Below are 21975 nucleotides of genomic sequence, written 5' to 3' on the forward strand. Positions count from 1 at the left end.
ATGAACCACCGGATCGCTCTGTCCTTTGAGGACGGCGTCACGCGCTTCGTCACCTGTGCGGCGGACCAGACGGTCGCGGACGCGTCGTACCGGCAGCGCATCAACATTCCGCTCGACTGCCGCGACGGCGCGTGCGGAACCTGCAAGGCGTTCTGCGAATCGGGGGAGTACGAGGGCGGGTCTTATCTCGAAGACGCGTTGAGCGCGGACGAGGCGGAGCGCGGCTATGTCCTGCCGTGCAGCATGAAGCCGAAGTCCGATCTGGTGCTGCAGATCGCGAGCACGTCGGCGGTCGCGAAGACGCAGGCCGCCGAGCATCACGGAACTCTCGTCGCGCTGGAACGGCTTTCGCCGACGACGATGTCGCTGACCGTCGAGATCAGCGATCGGGACCGGCTCGCGTTTCTGCCGGGCCAGTACGTGAACATCACTGTCCCGGGGACCGAGGTGACGCGGTCGTATTCGTTCAGCAACGCGCCGGACGACAAGCGGCTGACCTTTCTGGTGAAGCTCACGCCGGGCGGCGTCATGTCGGATTACCTGACCGGGCGGGCGAAATCCGGCGACGAATTGACCTTCACCGGCCCGCACGGGAGTTTCTTCCTGCGCGAGACGGACCGGCCGGTGCTGCTGCTGGCCGGAGGCACCGGGCTCGCGCCGATTCTGTCCATTGTGCGTACTATGCGCGATTCCGGCGTGGCTCGGCCGGCGCATCTCGTGTACGGCGTCAGCACCGACGACGACCTGGTCGAGACGGCGACGCTGGACAAGCTCGCCGCCGAGGTTCCGGGCCTGACCTGGGACTACTGCGTGTCGGATCCGGGGAGCGCCGCGCCGAACAAGGGTTACGTGACCACGCTGATCCGGGACGAACACCTGCACGGCGGGGATGTCGCGGTGTACTTGTGCGGCCCGCCGCCGATGGTGGAGGCGGTGCGCGGGCATTTCGCGTCCGCCGGGTTCGAGCCGACCGGGTTCTACTACGAGAAGTTCGCGCTGGCGGCACCAGTTCGAGCGCCTGAGATCCCAGTCGAGCCGGTTGCCACGGCACTGCCGGAACCTGAACCGGAGCTGGAGTTCGTCGCGGGCCGCGCACTGGCCGGGCAGGAGCTGTTCCCGGAGGTCGAATTGGCCCCGCTGCGGGCCGGAGCGGTGTTGTCCGCTGCGGAAGAAGCGCGGGTCGCGCGCACGATCGCGGGCCAGGAAATGCTGCCCGCGGCCGACGAAACGCCGGGCGAGTACGAAATCGGCGAGGAGCACCCCTCGGTGCACGAATCGGACGCCGTTTTCGAGGCCAGGCAAGCCCTCGAGCTGGGTGCGCTCGAACTGACCATCGGACGGCTGACCTCGGGCCAGCTCGCCGGGTACCGGCTGCTCGCCGAGTCGACCGTGCCCTATGTGGACGGCGACCGGTTCCTGGACGCTGCCGCCTACACCGAAACCAACGCGGCGTTCCACGACTACCTGTTCACGCTCACCGGCAACGAGCACCTGCTGCAGGCATATCAGGCGCTCGGCGTGAAGGGGCACATGGCCGAGACGCTGCGCAACGCGACCTGGTGCCATCCGCGATGCACGCAAGACCACCTGGACCTGGTCGCCGCGTTCGAATCCGGGGACCGGGCGACCGCGCGACGGCTGGTCGCCGAGCACGCGGAACGGTCGAAGGTCACCACCCGGCGGGCGATGGGCGGCGCGGCGGCGGGACCGAAATTCCTGTCGCCGGGGCGGTTCGCGGGCAAGGTCGTGGTGGTCACCGGGGCCGCGCAGGGGATCGGCGAGGCGACCGCCCGGCGGATCGCCGCGGAGGGCGGCGCGCTGGTGCTCGCCGACCGGTCCGGCCTGGTCAGCGGCCTTGCTGACGAGCTTCCCGAAGCCGCCGCGGTGGTCGCCGACCTGGAGACCTGGGCCGGCGCGCAGGCGGTCGTGGAAGCCGCGCTGGCTCGGTTCGGCCGGATCGACGTGCTGGTGAACAACGTCGGCGGCGCGCTGCGGTTCAAGCCGTTCACCGAGTTCGGCCCGGACGAGATCGAGGCCGAACTGCGCCGGTCCTTGCTGACCACGCTGTTCTCCTGCCGGGCCGCGCTGCCGTCGATGGCGCAGCGGGGCGGCGGGGTGATCGTGAACGTGTCGTCGGCGGCCACCCGGGGCATCCACCGGATCCCGTATTCGGCGGCGAAGGGCGGGATCAACGCGCTGACGGCGTCGCTGGCGTTCGAGTACGCCGACGCGGGCATCCGTGTGGTCGCGACCGCGCCGGGCGGCACCGAGGCCCCGCCGCGGCGGATCCCGCGCGGCGGCCCCGATCCGGCCACTGACCAGGAACGGGAGTGGTTCCAGGCGCACATCGACCAGACTGTCGGGTCGTCATTGCTCAAGCGGTACGGCACCCTGGACGAGCAGGCCGCGGCGATCGCGTTCCTGGCCTCGGACGAGGCCTCGTACGTCACCGGCACCGTCCTGCCCGTGGCCGGGGGCGATCCCGGCTGACGGAGGCATTCGGCGAAGCGGGGAGGACCGTGACGACCGCGGCGGAGGAGCTGGCCGGCCTGCTGTCCCGGGCCGGACGCGCGGTGCTGCTGTGCGGTCCGGCCGGGTCCGGGCGCACCACGCTGGCGCGGCGGGCCGCCGACGCGTTCCCCGGCCCGGTGCTCCAGGGGACCGCGGCCGAATGGGAGAGCGACAGCGCGTTCGCCGTGCTGCGGCAGCTGTTCCCGGGCCTGTCGACCGACGGCGGGCCGCTGCCGCTTGCCAGCCGGATTGCGGCGGAGCTGGTGCCTGGGACGTTGCTGGTGATCGACGATGCGCAACTGGCCGATGTGGACTCCGTGCGGACGCTGTCGTCGTTGCTGCGACACCATCCGGCGACGCGGGCGACGGTGCTGCTCACTGTCGCGACCGGCGATTCTCGCGCACGTGCGGACGTTCTGGAGCTGCTTGCCCGGATGTCCGGCGACGAGGTGCGCATTCCGCCACTTGACGCTGCGGAAGTGTCCGAATTGGCCTCGGCGCGCGGCATCGCCTTGCACCCGACGATGGCTGAACGATTGTGCCGTCACACTCTTGGCTGGCCGCGCAATGTCGTGCAGCTGCTGACCGAAGTTCCGCGTACGACGTGGGCGGGGTTCGATCCGAATCTGCCCGCACCGGCCGCGGTCGCCGCTTCGGTCCGCGAACGGGTCTCGCGGCTTTCCCCTGCGGCGGAACGGTTTGTCGCGGCCGCCGCGGTACTCGGCACTGGTGCGGCGGTGCGGTCGGTGGCGTCGCTGGCCGATCTCGACGGCGATCCGTTGCCGGTGCTGGACGAGGCGTGCGCGGCGCGGCTGGTCGAACTCGCGCCGCGCGGGCTCGCCGAGGTGGGGCCGCCGGATCCGATGGTTCGCGCGGCGGTGCTCGCCGGACTGGGTCCGGAACGGCGGTCGAAGCTGCAGCGGCGGGCGGCGGAACTGGTCGAGGATCCGGCGCGGAGCTTGCGGTTGCTGGTCGCGGCCAGCCCGGTGCCGGACGCGAGCGTCGCGGATCGGCTCGACGCGCTGGCGGTCGAGCGGGCTGCGGCCGGGGCGTGGGGGACGGCTGCGGTGCTGCTCAACGACGCTGGGCGGCTTACCGAGGATGCTGAGCTGCGCCAGGCCCGGATCACCCGGGCCGTCGATGCGCTGATCGGTGCTGGCGATGTGTTCCGGGCGGCTGCGCTGGCTCCGGAAGTCGAGAGCGTGCGCGAGACGCCGTTGCGGGACGCGGTGCTGGGTTATCTGGCGGTGGTGCGGGGTCGAGCCGCTGAAGCTGGCGGACGGCTGAGCCGGGCGTGGGATATCGTCAACGCTTCGCGGGACCCGGAGACGGCCGCGTTGATATGTCAGCGGTACGTGCTTGACGCGCTTTGCCGGTACTCGGCAGAGGACCTCGTGCGGTGGGCGGATCGCGCTCTTGAACTGGCCGTGCCGGAGACCCCGGCCGCAGTGGAGGCGGCGGCGATCCGAGGTCTCGGGCTCGCTGCTTCGGGGCGGGCCAAGCAGGCTCGGCGGGATTACGCACAATTGGCTGAGCGGATCCGGCATGGTGCGCAGGCGCAGCGGATCGTGATGGCGCGGGGATGGCTGAACCTGCTCACCGATCGGATCGACGACGCCCGGGTGGATCTGGAAAGTGCTGTGCCCACTAGTTATTTGGGCGGTTCGGCGCGGATTTCCTTGTGGGCGCAGGCTTGGCTGGCGCGGACGTTGTTCCTGAGCGGAGAATGGGACGACGCTCTGCGGGTGGTTCGGGAAGCACTCGTGCTGGTGGACCGGACGGGAATTGTGCTTACCGCGCCTTTGCTGCATTGGACCTCCGCCGCGGTGCACGCGTTGCGCGGGGATCAGGCGCGGGCGGAGGAGGCGTTGCTGGCTTGTGCTTCCGGGCCGCAGGATTACGAGATCATGCGGGTTCCTGCTTTGCTGGCCCGGGCGCAGGTCGCGGAGGCAGCGGCGGATTCTGCTGGGGTTTTGCGGGCATTGCATCCGTTGACTCGGTTGTCGTTGCCGACTTCGGTGGATGAGCCGGGGCATTGGCCTTGGCATGATCTGTACGCGCATGCCTTGGTCCTTAGTGGACGGTCTGACGAGGCGAATGCCTTTTTGGCTCCGCATGAGCGGGCTGCCGGGAAGCGGGAGCATGCTTCGGCTCGGGCTCGGCTTGCTGCTGCGCGGGGGCGGTTGCTGGGGGCGCGGAATGATCATGTCGGGGCGGTGGCGGCGTTTGATGCTGCGGTGGAGATGATTTCGGGGTTGCCGTTGCGGTATGACCAGGCTCGGATCGCGTTCGCTTACGGACAGACGTTGCGGCGGTTGGGTCGGCGGGCTCGGGCGGATACGCAACTGGTTGCTGCTCGGGACGGGTTCGCTTCTTTGGGGGCGGTTACGTATGTGGCTCGGTGTGAGCGAGAGTTGCGGGCCGGTGGGGTGCATTTGCCGCGGGGAGGAGTGGATTCGTTGACGCCGCAGGAGGAAGCGGTGGCGCGGATGGTGGCTCGGGGGCAGTCCAATCGGGAGGTGGCTGCGGAGTTGTTTTTGTCGGTGAAGACTGTGCAATATCACTTGACGCGGATTTACGCGAAGCTGGGGATTCGGGGGCGTACTGAGTTGGCTGTGTTGCGGTCTGGGGAGGAGGAGGGGTGACTGCTCGTCGCCTGGCGGCGACATCGCTTTGAGTGGTTGCGTGGGGCACCCCGAAGTTTGATTGTGCTGACGGTTCGGGGGTGCTTGTCAAGGCGGGAAAGATGCCTTGACAAGCACCCCCGAACCGCAGGGGAGCTTCGTATCGGGGTGCGGGGGAGGGCTGGGTGCCCTCGATGGGTGCATCGGTTCCGGTGTGCGCTAGCGCCCCCAACGAGACCTTCTCAGTCGCTGGGGTGCATGGGCTTCGGTCCGGCCGATGCGCAGCAACGGCCGGACTGCGTGGCTTCTCCTCTCCCGCTGACTTCTGCGAGGGGAACCGCCCGGCGGCTCGTCGGCCGGTTCTCCGCCGCGCCCTGACAAACACCGTTACCGCGAACCCACCGCACACCGCGCTCCGGTGAAGACCCCGATGTGGCATTGGGTGCGTCAGATGCACCCAATGTGGCGTTCGTTGCGTGGGATGCACCCAATGCCGCATTGGGGCGCACCCGGCGACGGGGCGGGGCGGTCCGTGAAGGGTCCCCTCACAACTCGGTAGCGGTCGTGAGGGGCACCCTGAGTGAACTGGGCCCCGGAAGTTGGACTGGTTATGTAGAGGTTAGGCGGCGGGGGTCTGGGCTCGGTATTCGGCCGGGCTCAGGCCTTGGAGCGTGGTGGAGATGCGGGTGGTGTTGTACCAGTCGATGTAGTCGTGCAGTGCCGTGATGAACGTGTCGACGGTGTCGAACTTGGTGTGGTGGAAGAGTTCTTCTTTGAGGTGGCCGAAGAAGTTCTCGGCGACGGCGTTGTCCAGGCAGGTGGCTCGCCGGGACATCGACTGGGTCAGGCCGGCGTCGGCGAGCAGGGTGCGCCAGGAGGCGTGCTGGTATTGGAAGCCTTGGTCGGAGTGCACCAGCGGGCGGGCTCCGGCGGGCAGGGTCGCGATCGCGGCGCGCAGCGAGGAGTTCGTCAGCTCCAGCGTCGGGGACGGCCCGCAGGCGTAGGCGACCACGGACCGGTCGAACAGGTCGATCACGGGCGAGAGGTAGAGCTTGCGGTCGCCGATGCGGAACTCGGTCACGTCGGTGACCCATTTGGTGTCCGGGGCGTCGGCGCCGAACTCGCGGTTGAGCAGGTTCTCGGCGGCCGTGCCGGGCTGCCCGGGCCAGGTCCGGCGCCGGCGCGGCCGCCGGACCTGGCAGACCAGGCCGAGGGCGTTCATCAGCGTGCGCACGGTTTTCTTCGCCACCCGCCAGCCGGCGCGGACCAGGACCGCGTGGACGCGCCGGTGCCCGTAGCGGCCGCGGGCGGCCTCGAACGCCTCGGCGATCGCGGCCTTGAGCCCGGCGTGCGGGTCGGGCCGGTCGGGCCGGGCCTGGTGGTAGAAGAACGTCGACCGGGCCAGGCCCGCGACCGCCAGCAGCACCGGCAGCGGATAGTCGGCCTTGAGGGCGGCGACGGCCTGGGTTTTCACCCTCGCCCCTGCTCCCTCAAGGCCCGCAATTTTTTTAGGTAGGCGTTCTCCGCCGACAGCCGCAGGTTCTCCGCCCGCAACCGCTCCAGCTCGCCGGGACCCGGCGAGTCCGCGACACCGGGCGGACGGCCTTTCGGCTTGGGCCGCAACGCGTCCTCGCCCTCGCGCCGATACGCCCGCGCCCAGTTCTCCACGAGTTTGGGCGAGGACAGCCCGTGCTCGCGCGCCAGCTCGGCCGCGGTCGCCTCGCCGCCGACATACCGGCGCACGACCTCCAGCTTGAACTCGAACGCGAACGACCGCCTGCCTGGCTTGTTCATCAGCGCTCCCGCGCTCCGCAGCCTCCAACGATCACGCAAGCGTCGCACGGCACCCGCCGACACCCCCAACCGGGACGCCACGGCCTTCGCGCCATACCCGTCCTCGAACAACGCAACAGCGGACGCCCGCTGCCACTCAGACAACGAACTGTGTGGATGCAACGAACCACTCCCCGGACAGCTGGAACTGGATTCCCAGTCCAACTTCCGGGGCGCAGTTCAGAAGGAATCTGGTTCCCTCAGGGGTCCCCTCACGTACGGGTCAGCTGCGGATGGCGAAGGTCCAGCGGGCGTGCGCACCTGGGCCAACAGTGAGAGTCGAGTGCCCCAGCTGCTCAACGTGCCGCGTGCCAGCGGGGCCGTTCAGGGCCAGGTCGAGCTGGCGCAAACCGACTTGGTCGGCGGTTACCGTGTCGAAGCGGATGGTGGTCATGCCGTCGAAGGCGACGGCGCCGGTGGGGAACTGACGTACGGTCATTCCTCCGGCGCGCAGCAGGGGCAGGGTGTTGCCCAGGTCGCGTGCCGTGATGCCCAGGCGGATGCCGGTGACGTCGCGCATCTGGTGGTTGCGGTAGTCGTCCGGCAGGTACCGATTGCGGCTGATGTCGCCGGGGTATTGCGCGGGGCCGGTGTTGCTGCGCGGGTCCGCGAAGTACTCCTCGCGGTATTCCATGCCCCACGCGCCGAAGGTGTCGTACTGGTCGGTGGTGAAGACTCCGTTGAACCACGGGACCGGCTTGCCGTCGCCGAAGTCGCGGGTTTGCAGGAATTCCAGCGGGTTTGTGATCCCCGCATCGTGGAGGCGCTGGACCACTGTGGACAGTTGTCCGGTGTGTTCGACCGAGACTCCCAGGCCCGCCGAACCGAGGTCGCCGTCCTTGCCGGGGACGTCGCCGACACCGAAGAGTTCCACGTAGGTTTCCCGGCCCATCAGGTAGCGGCCGGTCCATTTTTCGCCGCCCGCGCCCGTGGTGGTGCGGACCTGGAAGTTCGCGAAGTCCTTGAGATAGGCCGAATGCTCGATGGCGTCGGCGGTCTCGCGGTCGAGGACGCCGTAGCCGTGGTTGAAGTGCAGCAAGGTCTGCTCGCTCGCGTGTGCGGTGCCGGTAGCGGCCAGGGTCAGGAGCACGACCAGGAGCTGGAGGATCGTCCGGGTTCTTCGAGGTTTCGACATGGCCGAGGAGAGTAAGGCGGCGGCGGCCGGACGGCGGCGTTTTCGCGGAACTCGACCGCAACGGCCTACTGAGAATGTCTTTCTCGTTGTCCGGTCAAGTGGAAATTAGTTCACTTGGAGCAGTGACAGTGCATCACATTTAGTAACAGAATCAGGTCCTCGTGCCACCTGATCGGGTGGCGCGTCGCGAGGGCATCCGAAAGGACCTGTCATGACCACTCACCACTGGGGACCCGCCGGGAGGGCGCGCCGCCGCCTGACCGGTGCGGTGCTCGCCGCGGCTGCCGCCCTGCTCGTGGCGACCGCGCCGGACGCTGGGGCCGCACCTGCCGCGGCCTCGGGCACCTCGGCCGAAACTCCGGACAACCACCAGATGGGCGCCTCCATCCGGGCGCACGAAGGAGGCGGCACGGGGGTCGCGCCGGCGTCGGTCGAGGCGACCACGTCGGGCATCGACGTGAGCAGCTACCAAGGGGCGGTCGACTGGCAGTCCTATTGGAACCAGGGCAAACGGTTCGCCTACGTGAAGGCGACCGAGGGCACCGGCTACCAGAACCCGGACTTCACCCAGCAGTACAACGGTTCGTACAACGTCGGCATGATCCGCGGTGCGTACCACTACGGCCGCCCCGACCTCTCGGGCGGCGCGGCGCAGGCCGACTACTTCGTCGCGCACGGCGGCGGCTGGTCGAAGGACGGCAAGACCCTGCCGGGCACGCTCGACATCGAATGGGGACCCAACTCCGCCTGCTACGGGCTGAGCCAGTCCGCGATGGTGTCGTGGATCAAGGCGTTCAGCGACGAGTACCACGCGAAGACGTCGCGCTGGCCGGTGATCTACACGGCCACCAGCTGGTGGACCCAGTGCACCGGCAACAAGGGCGACTTCAGCTCGACCAACCCGCTGTGGGTGGCGGCGTACTCGTCGTCGCCGGGCGCGCTGCCGTACAACTGGGGCTTCTACACCTTCTGGCAGTACACCTCGACGCCGCTCGACCAGGACTACTTCAGTGCGGGCATCGACCGGCTGAAGGTTCTGGCCACCGGCTGAGCCTGGCCCGTTCGGGAGTCCGGTCCGGCCGGGCTCCCGGACGGGGCCGTGCCCAGGCGAGGACGGCCAGCCCGGCCAGCGTGCCCGGCAGTCCGGTCGCGACTTTGGCCGCGACCAGCCAGGCGTTCGCCGGGTCGAGGCTGAGCAGGCCGGTCACCGCCGCCCGGACGAGAAACCCCGCGGCGAGGATCGCGGTCGCGACCGTGAACCGGCGGCGCGCGGCGCGTTCGGTCCCGGCGCGGCCGATCGCCGCCCAGCCGATACCGACGAGCGGCCGCCGCACGACGATCGACCCGGCCAGCACCAGCGCGGCCAGCAGGTACCAGACGAGGTCGGGCAGGAAAAGCCCGCCGCCGGATCCGGTCTGCCAGGCGATGAACCCGGCGATGCCGACGCCGACCAGCCCGCCGAACGCCGGTCCCTTCGGATCTCCGCGCCGGATCCGGACCGCTGCGAGCACGGCGGCGAGGGCAGCCGCGGCGCCGACCGCGATTCCGGTGCCGGCGACGGCGTTGAGCGGCGCGAGGACCGCCGAGGGGATTGCGGACAGCACGATCCCGGACGGCGTGTCGATCCGCGGTCTCGGTGCTGGGTTTCCTTTGCTGCCAAGGAAACGCCGCTTCACTGCAGTGCTCCCGCCACTGACCGTGCCGCCTGGTCGGGCGCGTCGCCGTACCCGATCGCCAGCCGTACCAGCAGATCCGCTAGCGCCGCCCGCCCCGCGGCCTCCGGCAACGCGCCGCTGAGCACCATCGTCGCCAGCCCGTGCTGCGTGCTCCACACCTGAGCCGCGCACATTTCCGTCTGCTCCGCGGGCACGCCGGGAAACCGGCCGGACCCCACCGCCTGGTCGAGAAGCTTCCGCAGCAGCAAGAAACAGGCCTCGCCCGCACGGTCGTCGTCCAGCGGACGGTCGACGAACATCGCCCGGTACAGATGCGGTTCGGCCATCCCGAACCGGAAAAATGCCGCCACCGCCGCGGCGAGGGCGGTCACCGGGTCCTCGGCGGGCGAGTCCATCGTTTCTTCGAGACGGCGAAAGCCCTCCAGTCGCACCTCCCGGCGCAACTGTTCGACGCTGCCGAAGTAGGTGTAGACCGCCGTCGTCGACACGCCCAGTTCGCGGGCCAGCCGCCGAGTCGACAAGGCTGGACCGCCTTCCTCGGCCAGCACCTGGGCGGCCGTCGCCAGAAGGCTTTCGCGAAGTGCGGCATCACGCTGTCTCGGGCTCACATCCTCGATAGTAAAACGGCGTTGCGTAACAGTGCAACACTAAAAATTCGCCAGCACCTCCATGACCGCGCCGACGATCCGCCGGGTCTGCGGCTGGCACGCCGCCCACGTCGTCAGCGGGACGCCCGGCTCGACCAGTTCGCTCCAGGCCCACTCGGGCAGCATCCGGTTCGCACTGGGGCGGCTGAGCAGCACCGCGTCCGCCTCGACCGCCTCCGCGCAGGCCAGCGCGTTCTCGTTGAACCGCGCGAGCCGCCAGTTCGGCGACACTCCGAGCCCGTGCGCCGCGGCGAGCATCTGGTCGTGCCCGGCCGGGACCTGCGCCCGCGAATGCGCCAGCACCCGGACATCGTCGAGATCCCGCAACCGGCAGTGCTCGCGTCCGAAAAGCTTGTGACCAGGCCGGATCGCGACGCCGAAGGGATGTTCGAACAACAACCGCCCATGCAGCGTCGACGGCGGGTTCTGGTGGATCAGCCCGATGTCGATCCGCCCCTCGCTGAGCATTCGCAGCTGCTCGGTGCTGCTGGCGTCCAAAAACGACAGTGCGGCATCCGGCACTTGACGGCGGATTTCCGCGAGCGCCGCGAGCACCCAGTCCTGCGGAATCCCCGGCGGCAACGCGATCTCGACCTGCTCCTTGACCGGAGCCGCGGACCGCGTGACCTCCCGTGTCGCGTCCGCGAGCCGCAGCAGTTGCCGCGCGTGCTCGTGCAAGGCCCGGCCGGCGACCGTCGCCTGCACGCCCGTCGGCACCCGGTCGAACAACGGCGTCCCGAGTTCGCGTTCGAGGACCCGGATCTGCCTGGTCAGCGCGGGCTGCGACATCAGCAGCAACCCGGCCGCCCGGCTGATCGACCCCTCGGTGAACACGGCCACGAAATACCGCAGCTGACGCAGTTCCATACCCTGGGGTTATACCCCCTTCGTTTGCGCCGCGGCGGCTGCCGGCGGACGCTGGGTGGCGACGGGAACCGCTGACACCGGAAGGAGCCGCTGCCCCGATGAGCAAACGCCAAGTCCAGGTACGCCGGGTCTACGACGCCCCGGAATCCAGCGACGGCGCGCGGGTCCTGGTCGACCGGCTGTGGCCGCGCGGGCTGAGCAAGGACCGCGCGCATCTGGACGACTGGCTCAAGCAGATCTCCCCGTCGACGGACCTGCGCAAGTGGTACTCCCACGACCCGGACCGCTACGACGAATTCGCCGAACGCTACCGCTCGGAACTGGAAGAACCGGAACGCGCGGAAGCCTTGGACCAGTTGCGCGCACTGGCGAAAAAGGGCCCGCTGACCCTGTTGACCGCGACGAAACGCAGCGACATCAGCGAAGCGGCGGTCCTGGCCGACCTGCTCAGCTAGCGTTCAGCCGCCGACCTGGATGCCGTTGCGCTCGGCATACCGGCTGCCCCATTCGTACAACGCGGTCAGCGCCGGGCGCAGTTCGTCGCCTTCGGGGGTCAGCCGGTACTCGACCGTCGGCACCCGGCCGCCCACCTCGGTCCGGTCCACCAGCCCGGCCGCGGCCAGCTCCCGCAGCTGTTCGGTGAGCACCTTCTCGGTGATCGACGGAATGGCCCGGCGCAGCTGGCCGTAGCGGTGCGGGCCTTCCTTGAGCCGCGCCAGGATCACCGGCTTCCACTTCCCGCCCATGACGTCGACGGCCAGCTCGACCGCACAGGAGTAGCGCGCTTTCATCCCTCCATCATCGCCTAGTACGCACCGGAAAGTGCGTACTAGGCGGGCGGCCGGGCGCGTGCTTGGGTGATCCGGTGATCATCGAGTACATCCGGTACCGCATCCCGGACGGCGGGCACGCAGACTTCGAAGCCGCCTACCGACGCGCGGCCAAGTCGCTCGCCGCCGCGGAACAGTGTCACGAGTACGAACTCTCGCACGCCGTCGACGAACCGGGAAGCTATGTCCTCCGCATAGTCTGGACCTCCGCCGAAGCCCACCTCAAGGGCTTCCGCGGCGGCCCTCATTTCGCCGCGTTCTTCGCCGAGATCCGGCCCTACGTCGAGCAGATCGAAGAGATGCGGCATTACGAACGCACCGAAGTGACCGGCCCGGGCGGTGCGGTGCCGACGCTCTATGAGTGGGCAGGCGGAGCGCCCGCGCTAGCCAGGCTGACCGAGGCGTTCTACGCGAAAGTGCCCGAGGACGACCTGCTGGCCGAGGTGTTCGCGGGGATGAGCCCGTCGCACCCCGCCCACGTGGCGGTTTGGCTGGGCGAGGTATTCGGCGGACCGCCCGCGTACACCGAGCGACACGGCGGACACGCGCACATGATTTCCAGGCACACTGGCCGCGCGATCACCGAACCGCAGCGGCGCCGGTGGGTTTCGCTGCTGCTGGCTACTGCGGACGAGGTCGGGTTGCCTAATGACCCGGAGTTCCGCGCCGCGCTCGCGGGATATTTGGAGTGGGGCAGCAGGCTCGCGGTGGTGTTCTCCGCCCCGGACGCCGGGCCGGTGGGCGACCAGCCGGTGCCTCGGTGGGGCTGGGGGTCGGCTCCTCCGTGGAGCGGGAGCTGAATCCGCGTTATCTCTTGCGGCGATGAGAAGTGCCGCACAACCAGAAACGACATCACGGGTCCAGTAAACTGCGGGCATTCCACAGTAGACCGTCGGCCGACGGTCACGCTGGCGATTCCCTTCGGCGCTCCCGGCAATGACATCGTCCTGTTCCGCGCGAATGTTTCGCCCGCTCCGGAAGCCCAGGCGAATTCGGCTGTTCGCCGCAACCGCGATTCGGGCGTTCGGCGGCACCCGCGGCGGGGTAGTTGGGGCACGCTCGGTGTCCTTCGGGGCGCGAAAATCCCGGTTCGAGCCGGTGTTTCGCGTCGCGGGCCAAGGGAGGGGGCCGCGCTGGCGTCTACTGTGGACGTCCGGGGCCGTTCGTTTCGGATATGGTTGGCGGAATGGCTGATCTGACGCTCACCGGCCTCCGGGTCGTGGTCGAGGTTGCCCGCACCGGGTCGTTCAGTGCTGCCGCGCATCGGCTCGGCTACACGCAATCCGCGGTGTCGCGGCAGATCGCGGCGAGTGAACGTGCTACTGGAACCGCGTTGTTCGAACGGCACGCACGTGGAATCCGTCCTACGACAGCAGGCGAAGTGCTGATCCGGCACGCCGGTCGGGTGCTGGAAAGCGTGAGCGCGGCCGGAAAAGAGCTCGCCGGACTGCGCGACCGGCTGGCCGGGCGGATCTCGGTCGGCGGATTTCCCGCCGCGTCGGCGGTTTTGCTGCCGCGCGCGGTTTCCCGGCTGCTGCGGGCGCATCCGGGCGTGGAGGTGCAGCTCGCCGAATCCGCGACGTCCGCGCAACTCCAGTCGCTGCGCCGCGGCCGGCTCGACGTCGCGGTGGTCGTCACCGGCGACGGTTTTCCGGAATACGATTTCGAAGGCTTGCGCCGCAGCGAATTGCGTAGCGGAATCGGGTACGGAGTGGCGGTAGCGGAATCGCATCCGTTCGCCGGGCGAAGCTGGGTCGAGCCGGACGAACTGGCCGAACAGCAGTGGATCGTCGGCGCGGGCGGTTCGCCGGAATTCGGGACGTGGCCGGGCATCGCCGGGCCGTCGATCGCGTTCGCGGTGCGCACGTGGCCGACCCGGCTGGGCCTGGTCGCGGCGGGGCTGGGAATTTCGCTGGTGCCCGGGTTCGCGGCGGATTCACTGCCTGCCGACGTCCGATGGATCCCCGTACGCGACGAGTGCGGCGGGTTGCGGCGCACGTTGTGGGCGGTGACGGGGGAGCGGCCGGAGCCCGCTGCGGTGGCGATGGTGCGGGCGCTGGAGGAGGAGGCCGGGTCGATCGGCCGGGGGTGCTAGGCGAGGGGTTCGCGAGTGGCTGGTTTTGGCGCGATGCGCGCGCTATGACTCCGTGCGGTGAGGTGTGCCGTAACGAGTGGGTGACCGAGCTTTACCTGGCCGAGCGATGCGGTATCGAACAGGTGTTCGACATGCTGGTGAGGTGTCGAAAACAAGGTTTCTCCCGGCGCGACAGCCGCGAACCCGGGAGCGAAGAGAAGAGTCTTGGCGGATCGCCCAGCGCGGAGTTCAGCCGAAAACACGTGTGCCGTATGCGTTCCTGCCGTATTTCGGAGCGGGTCGGTTCCCGCTCGGAGGCTTTCGCGGATGGAGGCGACGGCGCTCTCTCGACCCGGAACAGTCGCCGGGCCGAGAGACGCCGTTCCGAACAGCGAGCTGCCGCGCGTCCCGGTGGCCCGGGCTGCGGCGTTGTCGGCTGCGCGCCTGGCTCCGTGTCCTTCGGGGAGTCGGGAGCGGCAGGAATGAGCGCCTCGAAACCCGACGTCGCGGCTACCCGTTTGCCGTGGGGCTGAGTCTGACGGGCCGGTCCGCGCGTTCGGAACCGGTCTTACCGTGGTCCGAACCCTCGGTAGGGCTGAAGCGGGATCACTGTGAACTCCGACAGCCCGGACTTGGCCATCGGCAAAGCGTCCACTGTGGACCTGGCCGTGGATTCGTCCGGCGCTTCGACGACGAAGCAGGCGCCGGGGAGGTCGTCGCGCAGCCAGATCTGGCGGACGACCCCGTCGAGGTAGAGGCGGCGCACCCGGTCCGTCTCGGCGGGGATGACCTCGGCGAAGTCGGCCTCCTCGAACGTCTCGGTGCGGCGGCGGCTGAGAACCATGAACTGCATGACAAACCTTTCGAATCAACGGTGGGAGAGTTGCGCGGTCTTGAGCAGCCGGGCGAGCAGACCGCCCGCGCGCATCCATTCGTCCTCGGCACCGGTGTCGACGCGGGCGACGGCGGGGTGTTCGGACACCGCCCGCCCGCCGCGGCGGACGACGACGGTGAGCGGGGCGTTGACGAGCGGTCCGTGTTCCAGGCCGAGGACGTCGAACTCCTCGCTGCCGTCGAACGCGCCCAGCTCAGGGCATTCGACGGGCAGCACGCCCAACGCGACGAGATTCGTGCGATGGATGCGCTCGAAACTCCGGGCGAGGACCGCCTGCACGCCGAGCAGCCGGGTGACCTTCGCGGCCCAGTCGCGGGCCGACCCGGCGCCGTAGGAATGGCCGGCGACGACGACCGCGGGAGTGCCGCGCTCGGCGTAGGCGGCGGCCGCGACGTGCACCGGTACGAGGTCGCCGTCGGGGAGGAGGCGGGTCCAGCCTCCGGGCCGCTCCCCGGCGAGTTCGTTGCGCAGCCGCGGGTTGGCGAAACCGCCGCGCAGCATCACCTCGTGGTTGAGCCGCCGGGAGCTGTAGGTGCCGAGGTCCTCGCGCGCCACCCCGCGTTCGGCGAGCCACTGGCCCGCCGCCGAATCGGGCAGGATGCGCGAGACCGGGGAGATGTGGTCGGTCGTGATGCCGTCGCCGAGCACGAGCAACGGCCGCGCGCCTCGGATGTCCCCCTCCCGGACCGGCCTGGCGATCTCGGCGTCGGCGAACGGCGGCCGCCGGATCGTCCCCGTTTCGTCTTCCCACTGGTAGTTTTCCTCGTCCGGATGAGGCAGGCGCTGCCAGCGATCCGTCGTCATGGGCGAGAACGCGCCGGGAGACGCCAGCGCGGCGGCCGCGTCGATGTCCGCTTCGGCGGGCCAGAGGTCCGCCAGCAGCACGGGATTCCCGTCGCGGGCGGTGCCGAGCGGTTCGCGGTCCAGGTCGATCGTGGTGCGCCCGGCGAGCGCGAACGCGACGACCAGGGGAGGCGAGGCGAGATAGGCGTTGCGCACGTCGGGGTGGATCCGGCCGGGGAAGTTCCGGTTGCCCGACAGCACGGCGGAAACGGCGAGATCGCGGGCCTCGATCTGCCGCGCGACGTCCGGACGGAGCGGGCCGGAGTTGCCCATGCAGGTGCCGCAGCCGAATCCGGCGACTTGGAAGCCCAGTTCGTCCAGTGCCGGTTGCAGGCCGGCAGTGGCGAGCAGGTCCGCGGTGGCCTGCGAACCGGGGGTCAGCGAGGTCTTCGTCCACGGGGCGACTGCGAGGCCGCGGGCGACGGCGTTGCGAGCCAGCAACCCAGCGGCAGCCATCGCCCGCGGGTTGGACGTGATGGTGCAGCTGGTGATCGCGGCGATCACCACGGCTCCGTCGGGCAGATCGCCAGAGCCGGGCCGGGCCGCCGCGGGGTCGTACAGGTCGGCGGGCCGGAGCGGCTGGTGCGGGCGGGACGGCCCGGCCAGCGTCCGGTCCACCGTGGCGAGGTCCAGCTCGATCACGTCGTCGTAGTCCGGCTCGGCTCCGTAGAGCATCCCTTGCGCGGCAAGGTAGTCGCGCACCGGTCCGGCGGGGCGGCCAGTCGCGGAAAGGTAGTCGAGCGTGCGGGTGTCGGCGGGAAAATAAGCCATCGTCGCGCCGTACTCGGGTGCCATGTTCGCGATGGTCGCGCGGTCGGGCACGGCCAGACCGGCGAGGCCGGGTCCGTGGAACTCCACGATCCGCTGCACGACCCCGTGCGTCCGCAGCAGCGCGGCGAGCGTCAGCGCCACGTCGGTCGCCAGCACGCCCGGCCGGACCGTTCCGGTCAACCGGACCCCGACGACCTCGGGCACCCGCAGGTAAAGAGGCTCGCCGAGAGCGGCGGCAGTCGCCTCGATGCCGCCGGCTCCCCAGCCCGCCACGGACAGCCCGTTGATCATCGTGGTGTGGCTGTCGGTGCCGACGACGGAATCGAACCCGGCGAGCGGGCCGGGCGTGACGACGTCGGCGAGCACCTCGAGGTTCAGCTGGTGGCAGATCCCGATGCCGGGCGGGACCACCCGCAGGCCGGGAAACCGGGTCTGGGCCCAGCGGAGGAACCGGTACCGGCCGGCGTGGCGGGCGTACTCGCGGTCGAGGTTCGTCGCGGCGGCCCGGGGAGAGCCCGCGGTGTCGAGCTCCAGCGCGTGGTCGACGACGAGGTCCATCCGTTTGCGCGGGGCGACCGACGCCGGGTCGAGCCCGAGTCCGGCGGCCCGCTCGGCGAGCGCGACCAGGTCGGCGAGGACAGGAATGCCGGAAGCGTCCTGCAGCAGCACCCGTTCCGGGTGGAACGGGATCGCCGCGGCGGTGTCCCGGCGGGCCAGCGCGCGCACGTGCTCGGCCGTCACCGTGCGGCCGTTCTCGTGCCGCAGCACGTTTTCCGCCAGGACGCGGGTGGAGTAGGGCAAGCGTGCGAGCGGGCCTGCGCCGTTCGCTTCGGCGGCGGGCAGGCTGAAGAACCGGGTGCCGCCGGGCAGCGGCCGCAGCGCGCGGAACGAATCGAGGGTCACGGCTGCGGCACCGGACGTTCGGAGGCCCCGGTGTAGGCGGGCAGCAGCGGCGGCGGGATCGGCCCCTTGATCCGGCGTCCGGACTGGCGTTCCTCCCAGGCGTGGGACAGGATCCCCACCGAGCGGGACAGGATGAACAGCCCGCGGCCCAGTTCCGGCGGGAACCCGAGTTCCGCGTAGACGACGGCGGTCGCCCCGTCGATGTTCATCGGGACCGGTTTGGCCCGTCCGGCCGCCAGCTGCCGTTCGAGTTCCCTGGCGACGGCGAGGAATCGCCCCTCGACCACTCCGGCCGCGGCTTGGTCGGCCACTGCCTCCAGCAGGGGGTCGCGGCGCGGGTCGCGCGGGTGGAACCGGTGCCCGAAGCCGGGTATGTGCTGCCGGCGGGAGCGGAAGTCCGTCAGCGTCTTGGCGACCGCGGTCTCGAGACCGTCCTTTTCGGACTCCGCGCGGAGCTGGCCGAGGAGTTCCATGCACTGCTGTCCTGCGCCGCCGTGCACGTCGCCGAGCAGGCCGACGCCCGTGGACATCGCGCCGTGCAGGCCGACGCCGCACGTGGCCGCCATCCGCGCCGCGGCGATCGACGGGGCCTGCGGGCCGTGGTCCACCGCGGCGACGAGGGCCTTCTCCAGCAGTGCGGCCTGTGCCTTGTCGGGCAGCTCCCCGAGCACCATCAGCCAGACCGTCTCCGCGAAGCCCGCGCCGGAGATCAAGTCCTGCACCGGGTAGCCGCGGAGCCGGATGCTCCCGGGCTCGATGTCGGAGACCGCGGTGGACCACCATTCGGTCACGTCCCGGGTCGACGTCGCCCGGACCGCTTCTTCGCGAGCGGAGGTCATACCGCCTTCTCCTCCCTCAGCCGGGCGATCTCGGGTTCCGCGAACCCCAATTCCCGCAGGATCGCGTCGGTGTGTTCGCCCAGCCGCGGCGGTCGCGAGCCGGCGGCGACCCGTGCGCCGTCGACCCGGGTGGGGGCGCCGAGCACCCGCATCGCCCCGCCGGCCGCGGCGGGCGATTCGACTGTCGTGACGAGCTCGCGGTGCGCGATCTGTTCCGACGCCAGTGCTTCGGGCACGGAAACCACCGGCGCGGCCGGTACTCCGGTCTCCAGCAGGATCTCGTCCCACTCCGCCGCGCTCTTTTCCTTGAGGGAGGTCTCCAGCTCCGCTCGCAGGGCCTCCCGGTTGCGCTTGCGGTCCTCGCGGACGGCGAACCTCGGATCGCTGATCAGCTCGTCGCGGCCGAGCACCCGGCAGAGGATCTCGTACTGCTCCTGCTTGTTCGCCGCGATGTTGAGCGCGCCGTCGCCGGTCTCGAACGTGCCGGACGGCGCGGAGGTGATGTTCTCGTTGGCCATCGGAGCCGGTTCGCGACCGCCGATCAGATGATCCGACACCACCCAGCCCATGGCGGTGAGCGCGGCGTCCAGCATCGAGGTGTCGAGGAAAGCTCCTTGGCCGGTGCGGCGCTGGCGGAGCAGCGCCGAGGAGATCGCGAACGCCGCGGCGAGCCCGCCGAAGCTGTCGCACACCGGGAACCCGACTCGCAGCGGCGCGACCTCCGGCGTGCCGGTCACGCTCATGATGCCCGAAAGCCCTTGGACGACCTGGTCGTAAGCCGGCCTGCGCCGCATCGGCCCGGTCGCGCCGAATCCCGAGACGGCGCAGTAGACCAGTCTCGGGTTGATTTCCCGCAGCCGGTCCCAGCCGAACCCGAGACGCTCCAGCACTCCGGGACGGAAGTTCTCCAGCAGCACATCGGCGCGCGCCACCAGCTTCGCGAAGACGTCCTTGCCTCCCTCGCTCTTCAGGTCGACCGTCACGGACCGCTTTCCGGAGTTCTGGGCGAGAAACGAGACGCCGAGCCCTTCGCCGGACAGCCCCGGATCGGCGCCGAGCTGGCGGGCGAGGTCGCCGGTGCCGGGCGGTTCGACCTTGATCACCTCGGCGCCCATCAGCGCGAGCTGGTACCCGGCGAACGGACCGGCCAGCACGTTGGTGAGGTCGAGGACGCGTACGCCCTCGAGCAGGTCGGCGGTCACAGGAACACCTCCACCGGGCCGAGCCCGGCTTCGCTGATCTCGCGGGCGGCCGCGGTCACCGCGTCGACGTAGCGGCCGACGCGATCGGCGGTGAAGCGCGAGGTCGGCCCGCTCGCGGACAGTGCCGCGATCACCCGGCCGTCCTTGGCGAAAATCGGGGCGGCCACCGCCGACGCGCCCAGTTCGCGTTCGCCGTGCGTCACCGCGTATCCCGCCTCGCGGATGCTGGCGACCTCCCGCCGCAGCGGCTCCAGTTCGAGGCCGGACCGGCGGCCGGCCAGCTCGTGCAGCACCTCGTCCGGCGCGCCGCCGAGCAGGATCTTGGCGCTGGCTCCGCTCGCCAGCGGGTACGGCACCCCCACGGCGACCACGCTGCGGACCGTCGCGGTGCCCTCGGCCTGGGCGATCGCGGTCCGGTCGAGGCCGCGGCGGACGTAGACGTTCACGGTCTCGCCGCAGGATTCGGCGAGCCGCGCCATGATCTGGCGCGCCTCCGGACCGACCTCCCACAGCGCTTCCGCGAGCTTGACCCACCGGAGGAGACCCGCGCCGGGTCCGTAGGAGGAGTCGCCACGGTCCACGATCAGCCCGAGGGATTCGAGCGTCGCGAGCAGCCGCACGACGGTGGTCTTCGGCAGGCCGGTGAGTGCGACCAGCTCGCGGAGCTGCCGGATCGGATGCGCCGCGTCGAACAGTTCCAACACCTCGACGGCTCTCGCGATGCTGCGCACGCCGCCGTCGACCCGCGTGGAAGCGGTACCAGTCTCAGCCATGTCCACCACCATAGACCGTCAGATGGTTCGCGTAAACCGCATTGTGGGTTGACTGAGCCTTGAGCGCGTGTTCTCCTACTTTCCGCGATGCTCGGACTGGACAGCGGAATTCTTGAACCGCTCAATGGCGCGCTCGGGACGAGAAAGGGAGTTTCGTGAGTCGACAACAGGCAGATCTGGTCGTGGTGGGGTGCGGCGCGGGCGGGCTCGCGACCGCGGTGCGGTTTCTCGAATGCCGTCCGGAAGGCCGGGTCGTCGTGCTCGAACGGACGTCGAAGGCTCAGCGCGGCGGCAACACCGCGTGGACCGGCGCGTTCTTCCGGCTCGAACCGGACGGCGAACCGGCTGCCGACTTCTCCGCGCGGATGCGCGACCTGAGCGGCGGACGCACCGATCCGGCGATCATCGGCAGGCTGGCCGCACTGGCCCGGCCCACGATGGAATGGCTCAACGAGAACGGCGTCGCCACCAAACCGGACCTGACCTACTTCCTGACCTCGAAGGGCCCGCGGCTGATGCCCGTCGGCGGCGGCGCGGCGATCGTCGAAACCCTTGCCGCGCGGGTGGAAACCCTCGGCGGGACCATCCGCTACAACACCGCCGCCCACGACCTCGTCCAGGACGAGACCGGCGCGGTGACCGGCGTCGTCACGGCGGACGGCACGCAGTGGGAAGCGCCGACGGTGGTGCTCGCCTGCGGCGGTTTCGAAGGAAGCACGGCACTGCTCGACCGCCACCTCGGCGAGCGCGGGCACGAACTCTCGCCGATCGCCCCCGGCGGGCGCGCCAACCAGGGCGAGGGCATCGAAATGGGCGTGCGGGCGGGCGCGGCGACGGACGGGCAGTTCGAGCGCTTCCACGGCGAGCCGGTCGATCCGCGCACCCGTTCGCCGGAAGCCCTGGTCATGGTCTACCCGTACGGCATTCTGGTCGACCACCGCGCGCAGCGGTTCCTCGACGAGGGTTCCGACACCCCGGACAACACCTTCGAGTCGGTGGCCTACCGGATCTGGCGCGACGCCGATCAGTTCGCCTACGTCGTCGCGGACCAGAAACTGGTGCGCCAGGACATCGCCCGCGCCGTGCTGACCGACCGCGAGCCCGAAACCGCGGACACCCTCGAAGCGCTGGCGCAGCGGCTCGATCTCGACCCTGCCGCGCTCGTGGCGACCGTCGAGGCCTACAACGCCGCGGCCCGGCCGGGCCCGCTCGACGTCACCGCGCTCGACGGGATCGCGACCAGCGGTCTCGAACCGCCGAAATCCAACTGGGCCCGCCCGATCGACGAGCCGCCGTACGTCGCGTGGCCGGTCACCTGCGCCATCACCTTCACCTTCGGCGGCCTCAAAACCGACGAACACGCCCGCGTCGTGGACCGCCTCGGCGCACCGATTCCCGGCCTGTACGCCGTCGGCGAGACCGCCGGGATCTACCACGGCAAATACCCCGGCGCGACCTCCGTCCTGCGGGCCCTCTGCTTCGGCCGGGTCGCCGGGGAAGCGGCGGCGTCCCGTTCCACCACCCCGAGCACCGCGGCTTGAGGCCACAGGAG

General features: G+C 70.1%; 19 protein-coding genes and 1 pseudogene. 7 read left to right on the top strand and 13 right to left on the bottom strand.

Annotated features, from left to right (window positions below; genetic code table 11):
* Together benC and DMP23_RS11380 are read left to right on the top strand one after the other, a co-directional pair.
* Positions 1 to 2490, top strand: a complete 2490-nt coding sequence (gene benC / locus DMP23_RS11375; RefSeq protein WP_134728624.1) for a benzoate 1,2-dioxygenase electron transfer component BenC — start codon at positions 1 to 3, stop codon at positions 2488 to 2490.
* Between the two features lie 29 nt (positions 2491 to 2519).
* The gene (locus tag DMP23_RS11380; RefSeq protein ID WP_337821000.1) at positions 2520 to 5156 is read left to right on the top strand and encodes a helix-turn-helix transcriptional regulator; all 2637 of its coding nucleotides are present in this window, start codon (positions 2520 to 2522) and stop codon (positions 5154 to 5156) included.
* Positions 5157 to 5754: 598 nt separating this feature from the next.
* Here the strand turns inward: DMP23_RS11380 and DMP23_RS11385 are convergent.
* The 4 genes and pseudogenes from DMP23_RS11385 to DMP23_RS11395 form a co-directional block, all read right to left on the bottom strand.
* Positions 5755 to 6609: an IS3 family transposase gene (locus DMP23_RS11385; RefSeq protein WP_337819872.1), complete on the bottom strand. Its 855-nt coding sequence runs from the start codon at positions 6607 to 6609 to the stop codon at positions 5755 to 5757.
* Positions 6606 to 6929 carry a helix-turn-helix domain-containing protein gene (locus tag DMP23_RS11390; protein WP_240691576.1) on the bottom strand — a complete coding sequence of 108 codons (324 nt, stop codon included), beginning with the start codon at positions 6927 to 6929 and terminating at the stop codon, positions 6606 to 6608. The genes DMP23_RS11385 and DMP23_RS11390 overlap by 4 nt, the downstream gene beginning before the upstream one ends.
* Before the next feature lie 33 nt (positions 6930 to 6962).
* Positions 6963 to 7133 (bottom strand): annotated as a pseudogene (locus DMP23_RS48025) (helix-turn-helix domain-containing protein); the annotation flags it as partial.
* Positions 7134 to 7191: 58 nt separating this feature from the next.
* Positions 7192 to 8103 (bottom strand): DUF5829 family protein, encoded by a 912-nt coding sequence (locus tag DMP23_RS11395; RefSeq protein ID WP_337821001.1) that lies wholly within the window; start codon positions 8101 to 8103, stop codon positions 7192 to 7194.
* A 211-nt stretch (positions 8104 to 8314) separates the two neighbouring features.
* Here DMP23_RS11395 and DMP23_RS11400 point away from each other — a divergent pair, with 211 nt between their 5' ends.
* Complete coding sequence (locus DMP23_RS11400) at positions 8315 to 9154, top strand: GH25 family lysozyme (RefSeq protein ID WP_078870432.1); 840 nt, start codon at positions 8315 to 8317, stop codon at positions 9152 to 9154.
* Here the strand turns inward: DMP23_RS11400 and DMP23_RS11405 are convergent.
* Genes DMP23_RS11405 through DMP23_RS11415 form a run of 3 tightly spaced genes read right to left on the bottom strand, consistent with a single transcriptional unit; the run spans position 9111 to position 11293 of the window.
* A complete protein-coding gene (locus DMP23_RS11405; RefSeq protein ID WP_167756723.1) occupies positions 9111 to 9779 on the bottom strand; it encodes a DUF3159 domain-containing protein in 669 nt (222 codons plus the stop codon). The genes DMP23_RS11400 and DMP23_RS11405 overlap by 44 nt on opposite strands.
* A complete protein-coding gene (locus DMP23_RS11410) occupies positions 9776 to 10387 on the bottom strand; it encodes a TetR/AcrR family transcriptional regulator (protein WP_134667724.1) in 612 nt (203 codons plus the stop codon). The genes DMP23_RS11405 and DMP23_RS11410 overlap by 4 nt, the downstream gene beginning before the upstream one ends.
* 39 nt (positions 10388 to 10426) lie before the next feature.
* Positions 10427 to 11293 carry a LysR family transcriptional regulator gene (locus DMP23_RS11415; RefSeq protein ID WP_134667725.1) on the bottom strand — a complete coding sequence of 289 codons (867 nt, stop codon included), beginning with the start codon at positions 11291 to 11293 and terminating at the stop codon, positions 10427 to 10429.
* Positions 11294 to 11391: 98 nt separating this feature from the next.
* Here DMP23_RS11415 and DMP23_RS11420 point away from each other — a divergent pair, with 98 nt between their 5' ends.
* Positions 11392 to 11748 carry a DUF488 domain-containing protein gene (locus DMP23_RS11420; protein ID WP_037812305.1) on the top strand — a complete coding sequence of 119 codons (357 nt, stop codon included), beginning with the start codon at positions 11392 to 11394 and terminating at the stop codon, positions 11746 to 11748.
* Positions 11749 to 11751: 3 nt separating this feature from the next.
* Here DMP23_RS11420 and DMP23_RS11425 read toward each other — a convergent pair whose 3' ends face one another.
* Positions 11752 to 12084, bottom strand: coding sequence for a winged helix-turn-helix transcriptional regulator (locus DMP23_RS11425; RefSeq protein WP_134667726.1), 333 nt, complete (start codon positions 12082 to 12084; stop codon positions 11752 to 11754).
* Between the two features lie 74 nt (positions 12085 to 12158).
* Here DMP23_RS11425 and DMP23_RS11430 point away from each other — a divergent pair, with 74 nt between their 5' ends.
* Together DMP23_RS11430 and DMP23_RS11435 are read left to right on the top strand one after the other, a co-directional pair.
* Positions 12159 to 12923 (top strand): group II truncated hemoglobin, encoded by a 765-nt coding sequence (locus tag DMP23_RS11430; protein WP_134667727.1) that lies wholly within the window; start codon positions 12159 to 12161, stop codon positions 12921 to 12923.
* Between the two features lie 386 nt (positions 12924 to 13309).
* A complete protein-coding gene (locus DMP23_RS11435) occupies positions 13310 to 14218 on the top strand; it encodes a LysR family transcriptional regulator (protein WP_134667728.1) in 909 nt (302 codons plus the stop codon).
* A gap of 547 nt (positions 14219 to 14765) precedes the next feature.
* On the opposite strand, the gene DMP23_RS11440 is transcribed toward DMP23_RS11435, so the two are convergent.
* Genes DMP23_RS11440 through DMP23_RS11460 form a run of 5 tightly spaced genes read right to left on the bottom strand, consistent with a single transcriptional unit; the run spans position 14766 to position 20423 of the window.
* Positions 14766 to 15050 carry a hypothetical protein gene (locus tag DMP23_RS11440; protein WP_134667729.1) on the bottom strand — a complete coding sequence of 95 codons (285 nt, stop codon included), beginning with the start codon at positions 15048 to 15050 and terminating at the stop codon, positions 14766 to 14768.
* A 15-nt stretch (positions 15051 to 15065) separates the two neighbouring features.
* The gene (gene acnA, locus DMP23_RS11445; RefSeq protein ID WP_337821002.1) at positions 15066 to 17609 is read right to left on the bottom strand and encodes an aconitate hydratase AcnA; all 2544 of its coding nucleotides are present in this window, start codon (positions 17607 to 17609) and stop codon (positions 15066 to 15068) included.
* Positions 17606 to 18448 carry a citryl-CoA lyase gene (locus DMP23_RS11450; protein ID WP_337821003.1) on the bottom strand — a complete coding sequence of 281 codons (843 nt, stop codon included), beginning with the start codon at positions 18446 to 18448 and terminating at the stop codon, positions 17606 to 17608. The genes acnA and DMP23_RS11450 overlap by 4 nt, the downstream gene beginning before the upstream one ends.
* A complete protein-coding gene (locus tag DMP23_RS11455; RefSeq protein WP_337821004.1) occupies positions 18445 to 19650 on the bottom strand; it encodes a CaiB/BaiF CoA transferase family protein in 1206 nt (401 codons plus the stop codon). The genes DMP23_RS11450 and DMP23_RS11455 overlap by 4 nt, the downstream gene beginning before the upstream one ends.
* Positions 19647 to 20423, bottom strand: coding sequence for an IclR family transcriptional regulator (locus DMP23_RS11460; RefSeq protein WP_037812737.1), 777 nt, complete (start codon positions 20421 to 20423; stop codon positions 19647 to 19649). The genes DMP23_RS11455 and DMP23_RS11460 overlap by 4 nt, the downstream gene beginning before the upstream one ends.
* Before the next feature lie 155 nt (positions 20424 to 20578).
* Between DMP23_RS11460 and DMP23_RS11465 the strand changes: the two genes are divergently transcribed.
* Entirely contained in the window at positions 20579 to 21964 is a 1386-nt protein-coding gene (locus tag DMP23_RS11465) for an FAD-binding protein (RefSeq protein WP_337821005.1), read from the top strand.
* The last annotated feature ends 11 nt before the right edge of the window (positions 21965 to 21975 follow it).

It is taken from the genome of Amycolatopsis sp. A1MSW2902 (assembly GCF_017312175.1).
In the GTDB taxonomy this organism is placed as follows: Bacteria; Actinomycetota; Actinomycetes; order Mycobacteriales; family Pseudonocardiaceae; genus Amycolatopsis; species Amycolatopsis nivea.